This is a genomic window from Lewinellaceae bacterium (genome assembly GCA_020636105.1).
Taxonomy (GTDB): domain Bacteria; phylum Bacteroidota; class Bacteroidia; order Chitinophagales; family Saprospiraceae; genus BCD1.
In genome coordinates this window covers 173909-194282 of the sequence record JACJYL010000002.1, presented here as the reverse complement: position 1 = coordinate 194282, position 20374 = coordinate 173909, and the positions used below count along the sequence as shown (strand labels likewise).

The 20374-nt window shown below is 41.5% G+C and carries 19 protein-coding genes; 15 read left to right on the top strand and 4 right to left on the bottom strand.

The genetic code is table 11. The features are described 5' to 3' along the window. Positions 1-57: 57 nt before the first annotated feature. The 4 genes from H6571_18220 to H6571_18205 form a co-directional block, all read right to left on the bottom strand. Complete coding sequence (locus tag H6571_18220; GenBank protein MCB9325680.1) at positions 58-432, bottom strand: hypothetical protein; 375 nt, start codon at positions 430-432, stop codon at positions 58-60. 77 nt (positions 433-509) lie between these two features. After that, the gene (locus tag H6571_18215) at positions 510-4988 is read right to left on the bottom strand and encodes a CotH kinase family protein (protein MCB9325679.1); all 4479 of its coding nucleotides are present in this window, start codon (positions 4986-4988) and stop codon (positions 510-512) included. Positions 4989-4993: 5 nt separating this feature from the next. Further along, the gene (locus tag H6571_18210; GenBank protein MCB9325678.1) at positions 4994-5335 is read right to left on the bottom strand and encodes a hypothetical protein; all 342 of its coding nucleotides are present in this window, start codon (positions 5333-5335) and stop codon (positions 4994-4996) included. A gap of 77 nt (positions 5336-5412) precedes the next feature. Continuing rightward, a complete protein-coding gene (locus H6571_18205) occupies positions 5413-6138 on the bottom strand; it encodes a TonB family protein (protein ID MCB9325677.1) in 726 nt (241 codons plus the stop codon). 307 nt (positions 6139-6445) lie between these two features. Between H6571_18205 and H6571_18200 the strand changes: the two genes are divergently transcribed. From H6571_18200 to H6571_18130, 15 genes are all read left to right on the top strand, one after another. After that, positions 6446-7234: a winged helix-turn-helix transcriptional regulator gene (locus H6571_18200; protein ID MCB9325676.1), complete on the top strand. Its 789-nt coding sequence runs from the start codon at positions 6446-6448 to the stop codon at positions 7232-7234. 95 nt (positions 7235-7329) lie between these two features. Then, complete coding sequence (locus H6571_18195; protein MCB9325675.1) at positions 7330-7566, top strand: hypothetical protein; 237 nt, start codon at positions 7330-7332, stop codon at positions 7564-7566. Between the two features lie 526 nt (positions 7567-8092). Beyond that, positions 8093-10270 carry a response regulator gene (locus tag H6571_18190; protein ID MCB9325674.1) on the top strand — a complete coding sequence of 726 codons (2178 nt, stop codon included), beginning with the start codon at positions 8093-8095 and terminating at the stop codon, positions 10268-10270. Continuing rightward, positions 10267-10701, top strand: coding sequence for a response regulator (locus tag H6571_18185; protein MCB9325673.1), 435 nt, complete (start codon positions 10267-10269; stop codon positions 10699-10701). The genes H6571_18190 and H6571_18185 overlap by 4 nt, the downstream gene beginning before the upstream one ends. 214 nt (positions 10702-10915) lie before the next feature. Then, positions 10916-11587 (top strand): OmpA family protein, encoded by a 672-nt coding sequence (locus tag H6571_18180; GenBank protein ID MCB9325672.1) that lies wholly within the window; start codon positions 10916-10918, stop codon positions 11585-11587. Between the two features lie 24 nt (positions 11588-11611). Then, entirely contained in the window at positions 11612-12289 is a 678-nt protein-coding gene (locus H6571_18175) for a PorT family protein (GenBank protein MCB9325671.1), read from the top strand. Between the two features lie 35 nt (positions 12290-12324). Beyond that, the gene (locus H6571_18170; protein MCB9325670.1) at positions 12325-12546 is read left to right on the top strand and encodes a hypothetical protein; all 222 of its coding nucleotides are present in this window, start codon (positions 12325-12327) and stop codon (positions 12544-12546) included. Between the two features lie 158 nt (positions 12547-12704). Next, positions 12705-12890 (top strand): CsbD family protein, encoded by a 186-nt coding sequence (locus H6571_18165; protein MCB9325669.1) that lies wholly within the window; start codon positions 12705-12707, stop codon positions 12888-12890. Between the two features lie 29 nt (positions 12891-12919). Beyond that, positions 12920-13255, top strand: coding sequence for a hypothetical protein (locus tag H6571_18160; GenBank protein ID MCB9325668.1), 336 nt, complete (start codon positions 12920-12922; stop codon positions 13253-13255). Between the two features lie 678 nt (positions 13256-13933). Beyond that, the gene (locus tag H6571_18155) at positions 13934-14212 is read left to right on the top strand and encodes a YtxH domain-containing protein (GenBank protein ID MCB9325667.1); all 279 of its coding nucleotides are present in this window, start codon (positions 13934-13936) and stop codon (positions 14210-14212) included. A 239-nt stretch (positions 14213-14451) separates the two neighbouring features. Continuing rightward, complete coding sequence (locus H6571_18150) at positions 14452-14805, top strand: hypothetical protein (protein MCB9325666.1); 354 nt, start codon at positions 14452-14454, stop codon at positions 14803-14805. Between the two features lie 6 nt (positions 14806-14811). Further along, positions 14812-15207 (top strand): hypothetical protein, encoded by a 396-nt coding sequence (locus H6571_18145; protein ID MCB9325665.1) that lies wholly within the window; start codon positions 14812-14814, stop codon positions 15205-15207. Positions 15208-15674: 467 nt separating this feature from the next. After that, complete coding sequence (locus H6571_18140; GenBank protein ID MCB9325664.1) at positions 15675-17462, top strand: DUF1800 domain-containing protein; 1788 nt, start codon at positions 15675-15677, stop codon at positions 17460-17462. A gap of 201 nt (positions 17463-17663) precedes the next feature. Further along, the gene (locus H6571_18135; GenBank protein ID MCB9325663.1) at positions 17664-19058 is read left to right on the top strand and encodes a DUF1501 domain-containing protein; all 1395 of its coding nucleotides are present in this window, start codon (positions 17664-17666) and stop codon (positions 19056-19058) included. A 481-nt stretch (positions 19059-19539) separates the two neighbouring features. Continuing rightward, positions 19540-20295: a T9SS type A sorting domain-containing protein gene (locus H6571_18130; GenBank protein MCB9325662.1), complete on the top strand. Its 756-nt coding sequence runs from the start codon at positions 19540-19542 to the stop codon at positions 20293-20295. Positions 20296-20374 lie beyond the last annotated feature (79 nt).

Below are 20374 nucleotides of genomic sequence, written 5' to 3'. Positions count from 1 at the left end.
CTTCTAAATGACTATTGAGACAGGCTCAAAGCAAAGTCAGATTTACCTAGGTTGCTTCTATTTCGGCATACCCTGAGCCACCCATTCTTTAAACTGGTTGATTTCCGCTTCTGTTAAAGCCGGTTTTTTCCCTTTGAAAGGCATAAACTTTGGATCATCCTGCGGGAGCTGAACACGGGCCATAATATCGACGATATTATCTTTTACTGCATCATAGGTGTCGAGCATTTTTTTGCGTCCCGTTTCAGGGAAATGGCAAGGGGTGCAACTTTGAGTCATAATAGGCAAAATATTTTGCTCAAAGGAGAGCGTCGGAGTCGTCGTCGTACTAACAGCTTTTTGGGCTGTTTTACAAAAAGGCGAAATAACGGCGATAACCATCAGGAAAATAAAATGGTATCTGCTAAAAGGAAATTTGTTGTTTTTTGTCATAACAAAAAGGTATTTAATTTAAAAATTTTGAGCAATATAAGGTTTTATCCATGATTTTCCCGAATGAATTTTGACCCTTAATATTTAACGAACCTTGAGGTAACCTGCCCATTGATCAGAATCGTAAACAGGCCAGGGCTCAACGCACTGACGTTCAATTCCAGCACCATTGAATTTGATTTCCGTTCCATGATCAATTGCCCCAGGCTATTGTAGACTTTGATCTCCCTGATCCTTTCTGTTGCAGAACAGGTTAACCAGGTACTAACCGGGTTGGGGGAAATGTTCACGGTGGAATTTTCGGGTTCTTCAAGGCTTACTATTGGACTTTCCAGCTTCCAGCTTGTGCCAAAGTGGTTGTCCAGCAAGGGCGATTTGAGGGTAATATATTCGTCAGGAAAAGTGGACGATGGCCACGGGGCTATCGGACTGAAGTAAACATGATCCAAAATGATACCATAGTTATCGCTCAACAAAAGCAACTCTCCTTCGTTGGCCAGCTGCCCGGAAGTCCATTCAAAAACCTGACCTGCCAGATCGGGGAAAAGATTAAGGTCACGGACCAGGGTTACCTTTTCACCGGGGGCGATCATGGTTCCTTCCGGAAAAATGAAATAGATGCCCACGGAGATCATATAACCTCCGATATCCGTAAATTCTGAACCGGAATTCAGAATCCTGATGAATTCCTTGTCGGCATCCTCGGGATGGAAATACTGAATATCGGAGATCATTATTTTCGGGGAAGCATAAAAACGGAAATCGAGGGTGCCCACATTTTCTCCGTCCAACCCGGCCGACAGGGCAGGGGAGGTAGGCTGTAATTGAAAATGGTAATTGGTAGGAGCTTCGAATATTGGATCTGCCCAGGTATTGTTGGTACCGAATAATATGTCTGTATCGTATAAGTTGTTTTCAGCCGTTCCGGTCGACTTGTCATCCACAAACATGGGCGAATCGCTGGAGTTCGACAGGATGGAATTTTTTACGGAAACGTACCCTCCCCCAAAGCCTGGATTTTTTTCGAAAGCTGATAAGGCCCTGACATTGGAATAAAAAGTAGTATGGTCCACCACTGCCGCTCCCAGGTCTTTGATGCCGATCCCGAGGTTGCAATTGACAATGGTGTTGTTTTGAATCACGGCATCAGAGCGTTGCCCTATCGAAATGCCTTTGTCGGTGCAATCATTGATGAAACAATTTTCAATCAATATATTTTGACTTTCCTCTCCCAGGTCCACACCGTCGCTATTGAAACCATAAAATCCTTCAATGGATGAATTTCTGATGACCCCGTCCACCACTTCATCGTAGTCCACCGCATCGGTATCGGGTCGGTCATTTCCGGTGAAAGTACAATCACTGACATAAGCATCCCCATACTTGACGTTGATCAGGTCACCGATCACGTCGGAATGTAGAGTGCTATTGGTCAGCGTAATGTCGGAATACTCGGCAAAAATAGGATTGCTGAAATTATTTACCAATGTCACGTGATCCATAACCACTTCACTGTACCATCCGGTTATTGCGGCATGGTTATGCACCGGGTGTATTCCCTGGGTGGCATTGCGCACTTCGAGGTAATTGAGATGGCTGGCGCCGGTGGCATTTTGGAAGGTGATGTTGCCCCAGGAAGATGCTCCGTATTCGGCATTCTCTTTTAATAGGACGCCCAGGTCTTCCGTTCCATTCACCTGGAGGGCTCCCCGGATGATGAGGCGTGCCTTTTCCGGGAACCATATTTCGACCCCCGGATCTATATTTAGAGAAACTTCCGGCATTACCACCACATCACCACTGGTCAAATAAGGGGAGCAATCAATGGTTAGCGTGGTGTTTTGGGTAATTTGTGCGGGCAGCAGGCATGCTCCGGTAGTTTCGTAATGAGCCGTATAGGAAGCATTTCCCGTTAGGTTGATGGGTAGGGTTAAGTTGGTGGAAATGATATTGGTTGTAGGGGTTTGGAGGGAAAAGGAGAGGTCAAAACTGATGTCTGAACTTTGGCCATTGGCTTGATGAATTTCGACAGCAATCACATTGGTACCATTCAAAAGGGGCACTTCCACAAGAAATTCCTGTAAGTTGGATTCATCGGTTCCGCTAACGGCTGTGGTCGCTTGTGTGTTATAGGTTACAGATCCTGAGGGCATATTGGTCCTGGCAATTTCGGTTCCATTAAGGTAAATTACGGCTCCGTCATCCCGACGAATTTTAAGCAGAGAGGGAAGAGTTTCCTCCGTACCGCTATATTCGAAAGCCTTTCTGAAATAGGTGGTGATCTGTTTGTTGTTGGAGTTGCTGCCATAAGAGACGACGGTCGTTTCATCCCCATCGCCGTATCCTAATTCAGCATTTCCTTCCGACCATGAGCTGTCGTTGTAGCCCAACCCTGTCCAGGAAGTACCAAGATCCTCGCCGAGATCATTGTATTTCCAGGCTTCTTCCAGGGAGATGATTTGCTGAAACTCGTTTGCCGACCAGCCAGTAAATTCGTACCCCGGATTGGGAACGGCTGTGAATGTAAGGGGCATGTCCTCGAAATAGGGGCCGCTCCATGGAAGTTCCGGAATTTTAAAGGTATTGATTTTTATTCCGCCCCCTTCAATGGGAGTACTGTTTGCTCCAAGGGTAGCCAACTGACCGAGTCCGAACCTGGACTGGATATTGGACATGATGAATCCCTGGCGCTGGTTCGCGAAATCACGCAATTTAAGCACTTCCTGTTCCCAAAAAGATACCGAAGAGATGCCGTTCCCGTAATTGGAAGTGGTACCGCTCCATCTGTCGACGTGATAAGCTATTTCCGGCAATAACGGGCTGACAAAAGCATCAATAACCTGATTGACCCTTACCGGGTGAAAAGAGGTATAAACATGGTCATTGAATCTTTGGGCAAAGTAGGCGGCATACGCCTGGTTGGCCAACATGTGTTGCAGCCATATCCGGGCGTAATCATAACTGCTGTTTCCTACCGGGTTTGAAAATCCTTCAATGGGGTCGTTGGTGCTTCCGGAAAATCCCCGATCGAGATCTCCGAAAATGAACTGCCATTTGCCTCCGTTTTTGGGTTTCCAAAGTTTCACATTATGTCCCCAGCTGCTGTTGCTGCTCCATATTTCACTGATCCAGTAGTCGGTATAATTCTGGACGTCTACTATGTTGCTAAGGGAATCGAAATTGCTTTGGATACTCAAGTCCAGATTAAAAAGTGAATCCATGAGGTGGTATTGAGCGTCTGATCCTTCTTCCACCTGTCCGTCGTTGGCGATCAGGTCGTAAGTTCCTGATTCCAGACCATAATTTTCTTCAATAAACCCATCATTTGTCCTGGATCTCAAATTGTGAATGCCCATATATTCTCCATTCAGAAACATGATGCTTTGTCTGAATCCCTGGTAGGCGATCGGGGCATTTTCCTGGGTTAGGGATTGGCAGAGGGCATCCCGCATGAGGGTGAATGACCAGTCACTTCCTCCCGCGCGCAGGATAATATCATCGAATGACGACCGCGACCTGTCATGGAATAGCGGGTAGTCCAGTTTTCCTACACCGTATTCTCCTCTAAAATAAATGCCCAGCATTTTCTGCGGCAGTTCCCAGCTGTTTTGGCCGTTGATTTTTACCCCGGCTCTTTCGTTGAAAACGGCCCGGTTGTTGCCGTCATTTTCAAAGAATTCTATATTCACCGGTTGTTCCCAATCGGGTTTGAAATTCTGGACATAAATGCCAATAACCGGATCCCAAAACAGATCAGGATCGGTGACCAGGGAAACCACAGGAAGGCCTCGTTCCGCGAACGTGGCCTCAAAAAAGTAAGAATGTGTTTTCGTTGGCCCCGGAATAAAACCGGGAATAAAGACCCTCGCCCTGATAAAGGTGGATTCGTTAAAGCTGATAGGCGCAGTGTAAATGGGATCATTGATGGTAGGGGTTCGGCCGTCTAAGGTATAATGGATTTCACCGTCGAGAGTGGAGAGCGCTACCGATTGAGGCGATTGGTAAAATCCTCCTTTAACGGAAAAGTAAGGTTCATTATAGGTGATCCCGGCATAGGGTGTTGAGCTGCTATTGGAAGCATTTGGGGTTGATTCGGAAAACCAGGCCCAGTTTAGACTGCCGTCAGTCTCCCGGCCATAACTGATATTGGTTTCCTGCAATGCATAAACGAATCCATCCACCAGGTTGAGATCATGATCGTAGAGCCCGATTTCTTCTCCCGCACTGCTCAGTTTGTAAAGGGTATGCATTCCCGAATCGGTTCCGTCGGCCCAGAAAATCAGGAAACCATTCGCAGGAATGATCGTACCTGCGGGGATGGGCCATTTGGTCTCGTCACTCAGGTTATCGGTCAGGTAATACCCGCTTAGGTCAACGGTGCTGTCGGCGGTGTTGTAAAGTTCTATCCAGTCTGCGCTTTCTCCATTTTCAGGGTCGTATATGGCAGAGGAATTAGCTGCCATGAATTCGTTGATGACCACCTGCGAATTTATTTTCGAAGGGATGATCGTTGACATTAAAATACAGATCAGGGGGAGGTTTAAAAATTTTTGCATTAATATCAGGTTAAGCTGGCTTGAATTTTAAATGGAAACAAAGGTAGGTTCTCTTTATCACAAGCATATTTAAAAGCCGGAAAGTTAGGTAAGAAATGGCAAAGTTTTAAAAAAAAAATAATTCCGGAATCGAATTTAGGCTGTAAAAAAGGATAGGTTCTACTTTGTTTCATCCCAAATTGTAGATCAATTGAACTGCCGTAGTCTGCATTCAGAGGTATCCTCGCTCCCTCAACGCCTGTATAAACCAAACCCCAATCAGAATGGAGTTTAGCTTCAACCATTCTATTCGGAAGCAAATTCCCGGCAGGTATGGTTTTGGGTGGGACGCTCTCCTTGGCTTTCATTAGCCATAGCTAACAACCCCTTTTTAATATCATTGGCAGGAGGAGGAAAATGATCTGTTGGAGTGCAATACGAAATGTTAATATTGATAATCGCACCTAAGCAGGTCGGTCCCCATGCTAAACTCAAATGCCTGGGTAATTTTCATGCCTTTTGAATCTTGGGCCGGGATCCATTTGGGCATATTGCCAATGGCTTCAAGGATTAATTTATCCACTTTATCATTTTCGGATGTCCTGGAAATTTGAGCGTCGGATACCTGACCTTTTCCGGTAATATTGAATTTTACTTTTGCAAATTTTACAGATCCAGGAGATGTTTCGGGAATTTTATCCATGATATTTTCCTTAAGGTATGCCTTCAAATTTCCGTAACCACCAGGGTATTTGGCTTCGAATATGGGAATCGTCGTCAATGTAAAATCCATCTTCCTGGGAGGATTATATTTCAGGTTGTTCAAAGGGATGTAATCCACTTCGACACTGATTAGGCAGCCCTCTTCAGCCTTTTTCAAAAGGCCCATCTGTTCATGGGTCAGGGTGTCGTTTTGGCTTACTGCCTTTTTGATCACTTCCTCGCAGATCGAAGAAACTTCGACAGAAATATACCTGGCGACCCAGGATGACCGATACTTTGCATTGATATCACTGAGTGTTTTCGCCTCTTTCAGGGTATCCAGCGTTAATATGGAATACGGACCTGCATAGGGGTTTGTTTTAGTGCCAAAAACGTCATAGCCCATTTCCTGGGAAAAGCCGGAAAAAGCCAGGAGTAGTAAAATCAACGTCGCGAAGTTATTTTTCATTTGTTTAAAAATTTATTAATGTTGTAAAAATGGGAAATACACCGACCTCCTGTCACGGGTTAAAGGTAAGTCAGCACCCCTGTTTACCGCCTTAATGAATGTAAATTAGTGTAAATTGTGTGCAAAATGATTGCAAAAAAGGTCAAATAGTGTAATAATCCAATAGATTTGTGGCATGACTTTCAGACCATTCATACAAGTGTATCAAAAATCCATTTTTTTTGTTTTTGCCTGTATGCTTCCATTCGTTGCAAATAGCACTGTGGAGGAGGGGATAGGTGAAAAGCGTATCGGGGTGGCGATGAGAATGATCGGACATGAGGTTTTGTTGTGTTTGGGGGATAGGGAGTCGCGTATCCTGCCGATTGAGAAGGTCGGTGGACAATACAAGATCTCTTTTGAATCTGAGTTTGGGTTTGATCCGGATGATATCGTCTCCACCATTGGTCGGGTTATGATGGAAAACAGCATTGCTTCCGACTACCTGGTTGAAGTGCAGCAATGTGAAACGAAAGACGTGGTGTACAGCTTTGAGATTCGGCGTTATGCGGCGAATCCCGACCTGATTCCATGTGAAGGGAGACCGCTGCCCAGGGATTGTTATAGCCTTTGGGTTACTCTTTTTGAGAATGCCGGGCCTATTGCGAGTTTGTCGGCTTCGTCTTTAACCGCTCCGGAGGGTAAAAAAGCAAATCCTTTTAAACCTGCTTTTTTAATCTTTTTATTGCTTGCCCTCATTGGTTTTGCAGGTTTCTTTATCTGGAAAAAGAACGCTGCAGATCAGGACCCGAGTTTGATCATGATCGGTGCGTCTAAGTTTGATCAAAAAAACAGGGCACTATCTTTTGAAAATAATAGCGTTGAATTATCCAATAAGGAAGCTGAACTGCTTTATTTACTTTGTACCGCTGCGAATACGCCCGTAGCGCGGGAGGTTATACTCCAAAACGTATGGGGAGACGAAGGGGATTATGTGGGGAGGACTTTGGATGTTTATATTTCAAAATTACGCAAGAAGCTCGAAGCCGATACAAGTGTAAAAATCGTAAATATCCGGGGCATAGGGTATAAGCTTGTAACGGACGTGCCGGGGTGAAATTATAGAACAGGCAGAAAGCCTTAAAAGCCTATTTCAGTCAAATCTTTAAACGATAACCATCGGCTTTTTTTTCGGTAACCTTCGGACATCAGATGGGCGATATCGTCCCCTGCCTTTTATATTTCTTTGAACCTTATCATCGTTTGGCGGAAAGGCAAAACAGCCGGATTCAGCTCATGGATTGGCCCGGCACTCTGGAATTGGATTTTGATCCCGAAAAAATAGAGACACTGCAGGGCAACCTGTTATCGAATGCCCTAGCCAATAAAAGTCTAACCAAGGTTATCATTGCCGCTATTATGGACAGGGAATTATCTGAAAATGTGTGAATTATGCAACTAATTCCTAAAATTATATAAGAATTTATACTTCATAAGTGATGATCTTTACACTGAACTTAAAAATTTAAATTTGAAAGTATTTATTAAAAATATGGTAAGTAACCGCTGTAAAATTGCAGTAAAAGAAGAGTTGAAAAAACTCGGGCTGCATTTTATTGTGGTTGATTTGGGCGAGGTTGAAATAATGGAAAATATTTCTACCGAACAGCGGGAGCAGTTAAAAATGAATTTACTGGAATCCGGGCTTGAACTGATTGATGATAAAAAAGCTGTTTTGATTGAAAAAATCAAGACAGCGATTGTTGAAACAATTCACCATACCGACGGTGTACTTAAAACAAACTTCTCCGATTTTCTAAGCGAAAAACTCCATCACCAGTACACCTATCTGTCAAATTTATTTTCAGAAGTCCAGGGAACTACCATTGAGCATTTTATGATTTTGCATAAAATAGAACGGATAAAGGAATTGATGATTTATGATGAATTATCTATTTCGGAAATAGCCTGGAAAATGAATTATTCAAGTGTTTCCCATTTATCCAATCAGTTTAAAAAAATTACAGGTCTTTCCCCTTCTCATTTTAAGCGGCTAAAAGACAAAAGGCGCAGCCCAATTGAAGAAATTGGAAAACGGACGGACAATCATATTGCTTCCGAATCTCCTGATATTTTTCCCATAGAAATATTGGAATCAGAAAAAACGGGAGATTCTCAGTATGCCCGAAGTTTAATTGAAGCCAGTTTAGATCCGCTGGTAACCATAAGCGCTGAAGGTAAGATAACAGACATGAATGAAGCCACCGTTAATATTACGGGGGTAACACGCGAAAAACTCACCGGAACTGATTTCTTCGATTATTTTACCGAACCACAAAAAGCCCGGGATGTTTATCAGAAAGTATTTGCAATGGGTTCTGTCACGGACTCACCCCTTACGCTGAGGCATATTGATGGTAAACTGACTGATGTATTATTTAACGGTTCGGTATATAAAGATGATCTGGAAAATGTACAAGGAGTCGTAATTGTTGCCCGCGATGTTACGGATCAAAAAAGAATTGAAATGGAACTGACAGAGGCCATCGTTTTTGCGGAAATGGCCACTTTGATTGCCGAAGAAGCGAAACTTAAAGCTGAAAGTGCAACCATTATTGCAACAGATGCCGTGAAAGCAAAGCAGCAATTTCTATCGAACATGAGCCACGAAATTCGCACCCCAATGAATGCGATTATCGGATTTACCAAAGTGTTGTTAAAAACAAATTTGTCGGCACAACAAAAAGAATATTTACAAGCCATAAAATTAAGTGGCAATGCATTAATCGTACTCATCAACGATATTCTGGACCTGGCAAAAGTTGAAGCCGGGAAAATGGTATTTGAGCAAATACCCTTCAAATTGGTTTTATCGATATCAGCTATCCTTCATTTGTTCGAGCCCAAAATTCAGGAAAAGAATTTGAAATTAATTAAGGAATACGACGATAGAATACCGGAGGTGTTGCTTGGCGACCCGGTTCGATTGCATCAAATCATTATAAACCTGGTGAGTAATGCACTAAAATTTACTACGAAGGGGGAAATTATAGTGAGTATAAAATTATTGGAAGAAGATGATAATGAAGCAAGCATTGAATTTGCCGTAAAAGATACAGGAATTGGCATCGCGGAATCTAAATTAGAACAGATTTTCGAAAATTTCCAGCAGGCATCAAGCGGCACTTCCCGATTGTACGGGGGAACAGGATTAGGTCTTTCGATTGTTAAAAATTTAGTAGAACCACAAGGCGGCAGCATTCAAGTATACAGTAAACTGAACGAAGGCTCAACTTTCAGTTTTGTGTTAAAATTTCAGAAGACAAATGCTGAAGTTGATTTTGAAACTGAATCAATAGAAATAGATACAGATATAACGGATATTAAGGTTTTGGTTGTGGAAGACATTATACTCAATCAATTACTGATGAGAACACTTTTAGAGGATTTTGGATTTGAATGTGATATTGCCGATAACGGGAGAATAGCCATTGAGAAATTACAAACACAAGAGTACGATGTTATTTTAATGGATTTGCAAATGCCCGAAATGAACGGCTTTGAGGCTACCGATTTTATTCGGAATAAAATGAAATCCAATATCCCCATTATTGCCTTAACGGCCGATGTCACTACGGTTGATCTGGCCAAATGTACGGTCGTTGGCATGAATGATTACATTGCAAAACCAGTGGATGAAAGAGTGTTGTACAGTAAAATAATTGGGTCGGTGAAAAAAACATCAGCAGTTATTGAACCTCATTTGGATGTTCAACCTCAAGAAATTAAAATCAAATGTACCAACCTCGATTATTTAAACACGCGTACCAAATCGAATCCAATTTTAATGATGGAAATGATTTCGCTTTTTTTAGAACAAACCCCAGTTTTAGTTTCGGAAATGAAACAAGGGTTTAAAGATAAAAATTGGAGCAGGTTGCATACCGCCCTCCATAAAATGATTCCCTCATTTTCCATTATGGGCATTAGCTCCGATTTCGAAAAAATGGCCCATAAAGTACAGGATTATGCCAAAAACCAGCAGCAATCAGCAGGAATATCGGAAATGATTCAACAACTCGAAGGGGTTTTTACACAGTCATTAGAAGAATTGAAAGAAGAACTCATCACCATTAAAAACGCCAAAAATTGAACAATAAAAATAAGATAAAACTTTTCCTGGTGGATGACGATGAATTGTTTTTAAAATCACTGGAAATTGATTTTTTGCAACAGGCCGATTTTGACATTGAAACCTTTATCACAGGAGAACTTTGTATTGCGAATTTATCTCATCAACCTGATATAGTCATCCTGGATTATCATCTTGACAGCGTTGATAAAAACGCGATGAACGGAATTGAAACGCTGGATAAAATAAAAGCCTTTAATCAAGATATACCGGTTATAGTGTTATCTGCCCAGGATAAAATTGATGTGGCAATAAATTGTATGCATCATAAAGCTGTCGATTATGTGGTAAAAAGTGAAACCGCTTTTATCCGCCTTCAAAAAATTATTACCAACGTTTTGCGCTTCAACAAAATGGAGAAAGAGTTAAGTTGGTATATGGATCGGATGTAATCTCTGATAAGTATTCATATTCTTAGCCCGCAAGTATTTACTTGTTAACAGAAGCCATCACAAATTTTGGTGTCACCCAAAATTTGTGATGGCTCTTTTTTTGAAACAAAATCAAAGCTGAAAATGTGTGAATAATACAAACCTTATCGAAAGTTGTGTAACACTTCTCTATTTAATTAAGCCGACCTTTGTTCAAATTTTAAAAACATTTACTATGAATAATTTAAGAATGATTTTACTGATATTTTTAGGGACTGCTTTAATTTTTCCGAGCTGTGCTTCATGGAGTAAAACCCAGAAGGGGGCTGTTATTGGAACAGCAGCCGGCAGCGCAGCTGGCGCCGTTATCGGCAGGGCTTCGGGCAATACTGCCCTGGGCACCATTATTGGTGCAGCTGTGGGGGGGGCTTCGGGCGCTGTAATTGGCCGTCAAATGGACAAACAAGCTGAGGAAATTGAGAAAACTGTTCCCGGTGCAAAAGTGGAACGTGTTGGTGAAGGCATTGTTGTTGAATTTAACAGTAGTATATTATTTGGTTTCGATAAATCGAACCTTTCAGCGGACGCAAAAACAAACCTCGATAAATTAGTTGTTGTGTTGAATAGTTATGCGGACACAGATATTGAAATACAGGGACATACCGACAGCAAAGGGAGCGAAGCATACAACCAGGACTTATCTGTTCAACGGGCTCGCCAGGTTTCTTATTATTTAACAGATAAAGGGATAAGGGGAAGCCGGCTTGCTGTAAAAGGATTTGGCGAAACTTTGCCCAAATACGAGAATAAAACAGATAGTGGCCGCGCCCAAAACCGCAGGGTAGAGTTTTTGATCACTGCCAACGAAAAAATGAAAGCAGATGCGGAAAAGGATGCCCAAAATTAATTGCCACTACTTAAAATATTTATTATGAAAGCAAGAAAAATTTCTTTGATTCTGGTTTTTGCACTTTTTGTTTCTGCTGCAATAGCCCAAACCGTTGGAAATGGAAAAACATCCATTGCCATTCTGGGAGGTGTTAACTTTCAAAATTTAAACGGGGAAAATTTGAGTGGTGACAAACTCGAAAACGATTTAATTATCGGCTATCACTTTGGGGTAAATGCTCAGATTCCCGTTGCGCCCGAGTTTTACTTTCAGCCAGGTTTACTGTTCTCAACAAAGGGGGCGAAAAGCACCATTAGCACTTTAACCAATACAACCAGGCTTTCTTATATTGAACTGCCTCTGAATTTTGTGTATAAAGGCCTGTTGGGCTCTGGTTATTTTATGATAGGATTAGGGCCTTATGTGGGATACGGTATAGTGGGCAAAGCTCTTTATGAAGATGGTTCTGTATCTTCTGAGTCTGATATTAAATTCAAAAAAGAGGTGGTGTCCGGCGATCCTTTAACTACAACATATATTAAACCATTTGATGCCGGGGGTAATATCTTCTTCGGATATGAAATGGCAGGCGGGTTGTTTGTGCTGCTGAATGCACAACTCGGCATGATCAATATAAAGCCCGATCATTATCTCACCCCCGATGATAGTTCAACGCTTAAAAATACAGGTTATGGAATTTCAATTGGGTACCGGTTTTAACTACTTTGATATTTAGTTCACTAAAAAAAAATAGGATGAAAAAAACTTTTGGATTTGTGCTGCTCGCTATCGGAATAATTATGATGGCCTATACCGGATTCAATTATGTAACCACTGAAAAAGTAGTTGATATAGGTCCGATTGAAATAAATGCAGAAAAAAATCACACTGTACAATGGCCGCCGCTGGTTGGGTTGGTGTTAATTGTCGGGGGCATTATTGTAATTGTACTTGATAAGAAAAAGGCTCTCTCGTAGCCATTACAGGAAATCGGGTTGGCGTTGCTCAATGCATTAATGATGACTTATTTTTAAGGAATGGTGTAATTCGTTGCAGCAATTAAGGTATGAAATTTACATCGTGAAAATTATTTCACACCTGGTCCTCCAGTTGAGGAAATAAATTATTAAACGTAATGAACATTACAGAAGTAAAAGGAAACTGGGATGAGCATAAAGGTCTGCTCAAACAGAAATTTGCAATCTTAACAGACAGTGATCTTTTGTTTGAAGAAGGCAAAAAAGATGAAATGTATGGTAAACTTCAAATAAAACTTGGTAAAACAAAAGAAGAGTTACACAAAATTATTGAATTACTTTAATCTGATTTTAAATTTTAAAAAGAAAGAAAATGAAAAAGACTATTGTTTTTGTTATCGTGATGATTTTCACTTTGAGCTCGACTTTTGCCTTTGCAAATAATGGTGATAGAAAATCGAATTCAGAGCTTCCTACAGTTCCAGAACCCACTGAGAATAAGCTTTCTGAAGTAGAATTAAGCCGTTTAGAAAATCGCTCTGAAGAAATCCATAATATGGATAAAACAAACATGACTATTAGAGAGAAACGTGAGCTTAAGAAAGAAGCCAGAGGAATTGACAAGAATTTGGCTAGCCAAAGTGGAGCCATTTATATTGGAAGTGGCGCACTGATTTTGATTATTATCTTAATTATCCTTTTGGTTTAATCCATTGAATTTTTCCCTTTCAGTTCTCATTGAAACAAAATGAGGGGAATCCATGCGTTGAAAAACAAATCAAGGAATTACCTCCTCACAAAAAACCATATCAGGCAGATGATCTTCATCTGCCTGTTTTGTTTTGTGCCCATTCCCTTCCTATCTTTTCTCGATTCATCAGGCAGGGAGAAGTTGATTTCAAAAGGAGGAAATTAATCGTTTGAATGTGTGAATGATGCAACTCTTAAAAGGAATAATGTAACACTTTGTTGGCCAGGGAGCCCGATCTTTACATCGTATAATTTAGTACAAATTAAAAATTATCATCATGCCAATCTTAAATATTCTTATCGCGATAATTGTCGTCGGAGTTATCCTCTGGTTGATAAACAATTTTATTCCAATGCAAGGTTCAGTTAAAAAAATTCTCAATGCAGTGGTCATAATCATTCTTGTAATTTGGCTGCTGAATGTATTTGGCGTGTTGGATAGTTTAAAGAGCATTACTATTTAACCCAAGATGCGATGCAACCTGGGGAAAGTTCAAACTACAAATTACAACCCTCAATTTTTTGATTTTCAGTTAAAATCCTTTTGAGAATTTGTATTGGTGTATTAAAAATTGCCAAAGGAAGGCTGACCTTTTAATCAGTTAAATTTATCAACAAACATTTAAATAATAAAATTATGAAATCAGGAAAAGTGGTATTAGGATTGCTCGCCGGCGTTGCCGCAGGTGCATTGGCAGGAATATTGTTTGCCCCTGCAAAAGGAACAAAAACAAGGAAAAGGATATTAAAGAAAGGGGAGAATTACGTCGATGCGTTAAAGGGAAAATTTGATGAATTACTCGATGAAGTTACCGGGCAATTTGAAAAAGTAAAAGAAGAAATGGCCGGCTACGCTGAAAAAACACTGTCTAACCCGGAAGTAGCTGCAAAAAACGGAAAAAAAGCTGAAGTGTAAAAATGTTTCAGGTTAGTGCAATCAGTTCATCATGTTCACAGGACCATTGAAAATCAATCCCTACGACAAAATGAACGGGCCAGATAGACAGATTGCACTAACCATTTTTTACGAGGATGCAATGAATGAACATATATGCTTCCGCCTAAAGAAGCATTAGGAACCGAGTTCCTGATAACCCTCACAAATGGAGATTCACCTATAGAAATTTGAAGGAACTTTCGTAAACCATTATTATCATGTCAGAAACTTTGGAAGACAATGTTAAGTTAATCGAATCAATGCTGGAAAGCGCTGGAAAATATGGTAAAACAAGCTACGAGCTGATAAGACTAAAGACCCTGGACAAAACATCGGATGTGCTGTCCACTTTAATTCCTCATGCTGTTGTTTTTGTCATCATTGTTTTGTTTACGCTTTTTTTTAATTTGGGATTGGCTTTCTGGCTTGGAGAAATTACTGAAAATCTCTTTTTGGGTTTTTTTGTGGTGGCTGCTTTTTATGGCGTTGCAGCACTTTTGATTCACTTGTTTATTCATAAATGGCTTAAACAGAAAATTTACAATTATATGGTCAAACAGATATTTAATTAAAAGGTTATGGGAAATATTACCACACCTGCCGATCTTAAAAATGCGGTGCTGTTATTAGAAACAGAGCAGGTTATTCATTTGCAAAATTTGAGAGAACAGTTTTTCCTTTCCTACGAGAGTTTAAAACCTGCGAGACTCATCGAGAGCGCCTTGAAAGAAGTTGCCTCATCTCCCTACCTGGTCAATAATATATTGATCACTTTCATTGGTCTGACTACCAGGTATATTGCTCAAAAAGCCGCCAAAGGCAAGTCAAATACTAAACTCAAAAAACTTTTTGGATATATTTTACAGTTTGGACTTACCAAACTTGTCACTCAAAATCCAGATGCGATTAAATCAATCGGAAAGTATATCGAACAGAAAATATTTCCCCAAAAGGAGATGAATCAAACGGAATAGCTCCGATTTTTAAAATTACAACGGAAGCGTTGACCACGGCTTTTTTTGTTTTTTGACGGAATGCTTTGAAGATCAGGGTCACTTTATTAATTGGGATTTCAATTCCATCGTATTTATTATTAGTACCGCGCAACAAAAATAATCGCTTTAAATAAAATTTCGATTGCTCAGTGCTTTAGCCTGCCTTCCTGCGGCGTCTACCGCAAATACACAAATCAATATTATTTCGAAAATCCAAATTTTCCACATCGATCTGACTTCGTCAAAAATCCCTGTTTTTCGCGTAAGCAGGCAAATAAAAACACCTTCATAAAATAAATTCCCAAAATAAAACATTAATAAGGAGGAAGCAAAAAATAAATGTTTCAACTCCATTACAATTAGGCCCCTTCTAAACTGTTCCCCAATTTTTGCTTCATTCCCCGGTTTTTACATTTTGCGTTTTACATTTTCCAAGCATTATCCTTATGAGAGTATTATTCCTATTACCCTTTTTATGCTATTCCATTCTGCTAAGCTCCCAAACCTATGGGGACTACATCGGTGGCGGTCATGATCAGAATATTACCGTGACCACGAGTAGTGATTTCCAGCCTCCGGGATGGGAAGAGATTGCAGAAGGCTCCAACACGCTGACCATTTCAGGACTTACGGGAAAGCTTATCGATGCCGGCCGCTTTTTGGCCCAGGCCACTTTGGGAGCCAACAGAAGTACCATCGATTCCGTTGCGAAAATGGACTTTGGAGCCTGGATCAATCAACAGTATGCTTTGCCACCGACGTTTGTCCGACCACTTATCCAGGAAATTTATGATACGACCTTTCAACGCTTTCTCGCGGCCGGAGGGGATACCATGGATTATCCGCAAATCCCTTCCAATGTGCATTTTGACTACGCCTGGTGGCAAGCCAACATGACGAATGAGGATCTGTTAAGGCAAAGGATCGCTTTTGCCCTGAGCGAAATTTTTGTGATCTCGTTTTATTCAGAACTGGACAAGTACGGCGAAGGCGTGGCGAGTTATTACGACATGCTGATTGAAAATGCCTTTGGGAATTTTAAGGATATTCTGACCGATGTGACCCTGCATCCGTGTATGGGATTTTACCTGACACACCTGAATAATCCTAAATCCGATCCCGCCCATTACATTCATCCCGATGAAAATTTTGCGAGAGAGATGATGCAGTTGATGACCATAGGGTTGTATGAACTGAACCAGGATGGCACAAGGGTGCAGGACAATCAAGGTCACGATATTCCGACTTATGATAATGATGATATCAAGGAGTTTGCCAAAATATATACCGGGCTTGGAGGCGGAGCTACCATTTCGCTGCCGGATACGGTAATCGTGCCTGCGTTTGGCAGGGGCATCCAAATAATAGATATGGCGGAACCGATGGTGATGTATGAAAATTACCACGAACCCGGCCCCAAATACTTGTTAAACGGTTTTGTAGTGCCCGCCGGTCAAACAGGTATGGAAGACATAAATGCTGCCATCGATCATCTGTTCAATCATCCTAATACAGGGCCTTTCATTGGAAAACAACTGATACAGCGATTGGTGAAATCAAATCCATCGCCTGCATATGTCTCACGGGTGGCTGCGGCATTCAATGATAATGGTGCCGGCGTCAGAGGCGATATGAAAGCAGTTATCAAGGCTGTTTTGCTGGATGAAGAAGCGCGAACTTGTGAATGGTACAATGACCCTGTTCAGGGGAAACTTAAAGAGCCGATTATCCGATACACCCATTTTGCCAGGGCACTCGGCGGTTTCAGTGAGAACGGAAATTTCTGGAATTACGGCTTTGATTACAACGACGATGCCGGACAGCATCCCATGTATTCCTATTCGGTTTTTAACTTTTACTGGCCTGATTTTCAGCCCATTGGACCTATTGGCGACCAGGGGTTTTTTGCACCCGAATTCCAGGTTTACAATTCAAGGACCAGCATCGGATTTGTGAATTTTGTCAATGAATGGGCCGTTAACGAAACCCTTTTAAGAACAAGGGAGAATCCTGATAATATTGTTTACACCAATCTGGATGATCTGCTGACCTATGCGGAAGACACCGAGATCCTGATCAATGAGCTGGATATTCTACTGACCAATGGCATGCTCAAAGACGATACGCGACAAATCATAACGACCATTGTAGACCCGATAGAAGATATGTTTGAAAAAGTGAAATTGACTATTTACCTGATGGTAATCAGCTCTGATTATAATATTCTGAAATAAAGGTGGAGATTGGATTTAGAAGGATAGGCTCCCGGAGCTAACGAAAAATGGAAGTCTTTTTTAACCGCAAGGGCGCAAATGGCACATCCCGTACCGATAGGTCGGGAGAAGGCGCAGAGTTCGCAAATAATCCTTTCAAAGTTCAAGGTAAATCCTTCTACGGAATTTTCTCCTAACATAAAGAAAAACACTCTAATAATAATGAACTCAAGAAGAAAATTTATAAGACAATTCGGTTTAGGGGCGTTGGGTGTGACCACTGCTTCGACCATTACTCAACTTAAAGCCATTAATGCCGCTTATCTTAATAACCTGGTTTACAATCCATATGGCGATTATAAAGCGATAGTCTGTTTCTTTCTCAATGGCGGAAACGACTCTTTTAATATGGTGGTTCCCCGTGGCAATCCGGAATACGACGAATACGCCGTGACACGCTCTGACCTGGCCATTTCCCAAAATGAACTGCTGCCGATCACCCCGGTTACCAGCGATGGAAAACAGTATGGTCTGAATCCTGCGATGACCAACATCCATCAATTGTTCAACACAGGCAAAGTCTCCTTTATCAATAATGTGGGTCCATTGATAGAGCCGACCACAAAAATTACCTATCAAAATAATAGTGCGCCCATACCCCTGGGGTTGTTTTCCCATTCGGATCAGTTGAAGAACTGTCAGACGGGTTTGCCCCATGTCAGAACCCATATCGGTTGGGGAGGGAGAATGGCGGATTTGCTCAACTCCATGAATACGAATCAAAATGTGTCGATGAATATTTCCCTCTCTGGTACGAATATTTTTCAATACGGAGAGACGCTGGTTGAATTTGCCATTGACCCGTATGACGGAAGTCCTGGAATTGACGGGTATGATCCATTGTCGACAGGTTTTAATGCAAAAAGGACCGAAGGAATCGATCTTTTGCTCGGAGTAGATCATCCCGATATGTTTAAAAAGTCATACACCGATATTCTGAAAAGAAGCCTTGACGGCAGTATTGAATTCAGGGCCGCCATGGAGCAGATCGGCAATTTGAATACCTTCTTTTCCGACAACCGTATTTCACAAAGCTTCAAGCGAATCACCGAGGTGATCATGGCCCGGGATATTCTCGGCTTTAAACGACAGATATTTTTCGTGCAAATGGGTGGTTGGGATATGCATGGAGAATTAATTGATTCCCACGAAAGGAACCTTAAGATTGTTGATAAGGCTTTATTTGAATTTTCCAATGGATTGAATGAAATAGGTATGTTCGATGGGGTGACGACCTTTACGATATCAGATTTTGCAAGAACGTTAACCTCCAACGGCAACGGAAGTGATCATGCCTGGGGCGGCAACGCATTGGTGATGGGCGGTGATATCAAGGGAGGGGATATGTATGGGACCTATCCTTCATTGGCGCTGGGAGGACCGTATGAAATTCATAATGGCGTACTGATCCCCACTACCTCCAATGATGAATATTTCGCTGAACTGGCTTTGTGGTTTGGTGTTAGTCCGTCGGATTTAAGTACGCTGTTTCCGAATATCGGCAATTTTTACGATACGGGGTCTTCGGCGGGGCCTATGGGGTTTATGAACCTTTAAGGGAAAAAGGAGATAAGGAGATAAGGAGATAAAGGAGATAAAGGACATAGGGAGATAAGCAGCGTTTTTTGTGGGCTTTGCGCGTTTAAAGATCCCTGCTTTGGTGAGGGTAGTCGGGAATTAAGATTTTCTTTACTTGATGGAGGGTGTTCAAAATTACGCATTTAACGCAAAGGTTTGATTATCAAGCAATTAAAGAGTTTAACTATTTACTTTGATACACTTTTTTGAACAGTCTCACTTAATGCCGTAGGCATGAAACCTTTTTTCCGTGAGACATAGTCTCCGGAAAAAGACAACCTTATATCCTAGTTCCACCTGAACGGCACCTATCGATCATGTGCATTGAAAAGGTGCTATTCCGATGTAGCTGAATTATTATGCTATCACTGAACTGGAATGACAATATGCTTGAATGTTGAAATGAATTTGAGGTTATTTTAGCTCACTATTTTCAAAACATTAGTAAATTTTTAAACAAATGAATAAATCTATATTAATAGCCCTGTTTTTCGCTTTTGCTGGCGCGAATATTTCAGCCCAATGTTTTCTCGACAGGCATAATACGACCTGGTTTGATTCATGGATCTCGTGTACTGCGTCGATGAATCCGAATCCTGTCCGGGGGGAGTCGCATTGGATAATGTATAATTTGAATGACGCGTATGAATTGTTTCAAATGCATATCTGGAATGCGAATGCACCGGAGTATTTGACCGACGGGATGAATAACATCGTGATTGATATTTCGAATGATGGCGTTAGCTGGACGGAAGCAGGGGTGTTTCAGATTCCGATGGCCGACGGGACTTCCATTTATGAAGGACTGGATCTTTTTGACTTTGAAGGAGCAAGCGCTCAGTATGTCCTGATCACCGGGCTGAGCAATCACGGCGGTTCCTGCTTTGGGTTGAGCGAAATAAGAATTGATGTGGCGGATGCCCCCATTGTAGGTGTTGACGAACCGGTTGATCCCGGCTGTCTTTCCGCCAGTATATTTCCCAATCCGGTCACGGAAGCCTCAAAAGCTATTATTTCCTCCCATTGCAGTAATGCTACGATCTATTATTCCATCCGGGACATTTCAGGTAAAACAATAAAAAGCGGGGAGATCACCCCGGTATCCAATGAGGTGGAACTGGACATCAGTTCATTGCCGATCGTGGCAGGAAGTTATATTTTGAGTTTACAGCAACTTGATCTGGTCAGGAGGGTTAAGATTGTGAAGGTGGAATGATGCAAAAAAAAATGAAATTGGAATAATGAGCATCAAGCTAGAACCGCAGAATATCGAATACTGAATATCGAACACAGAA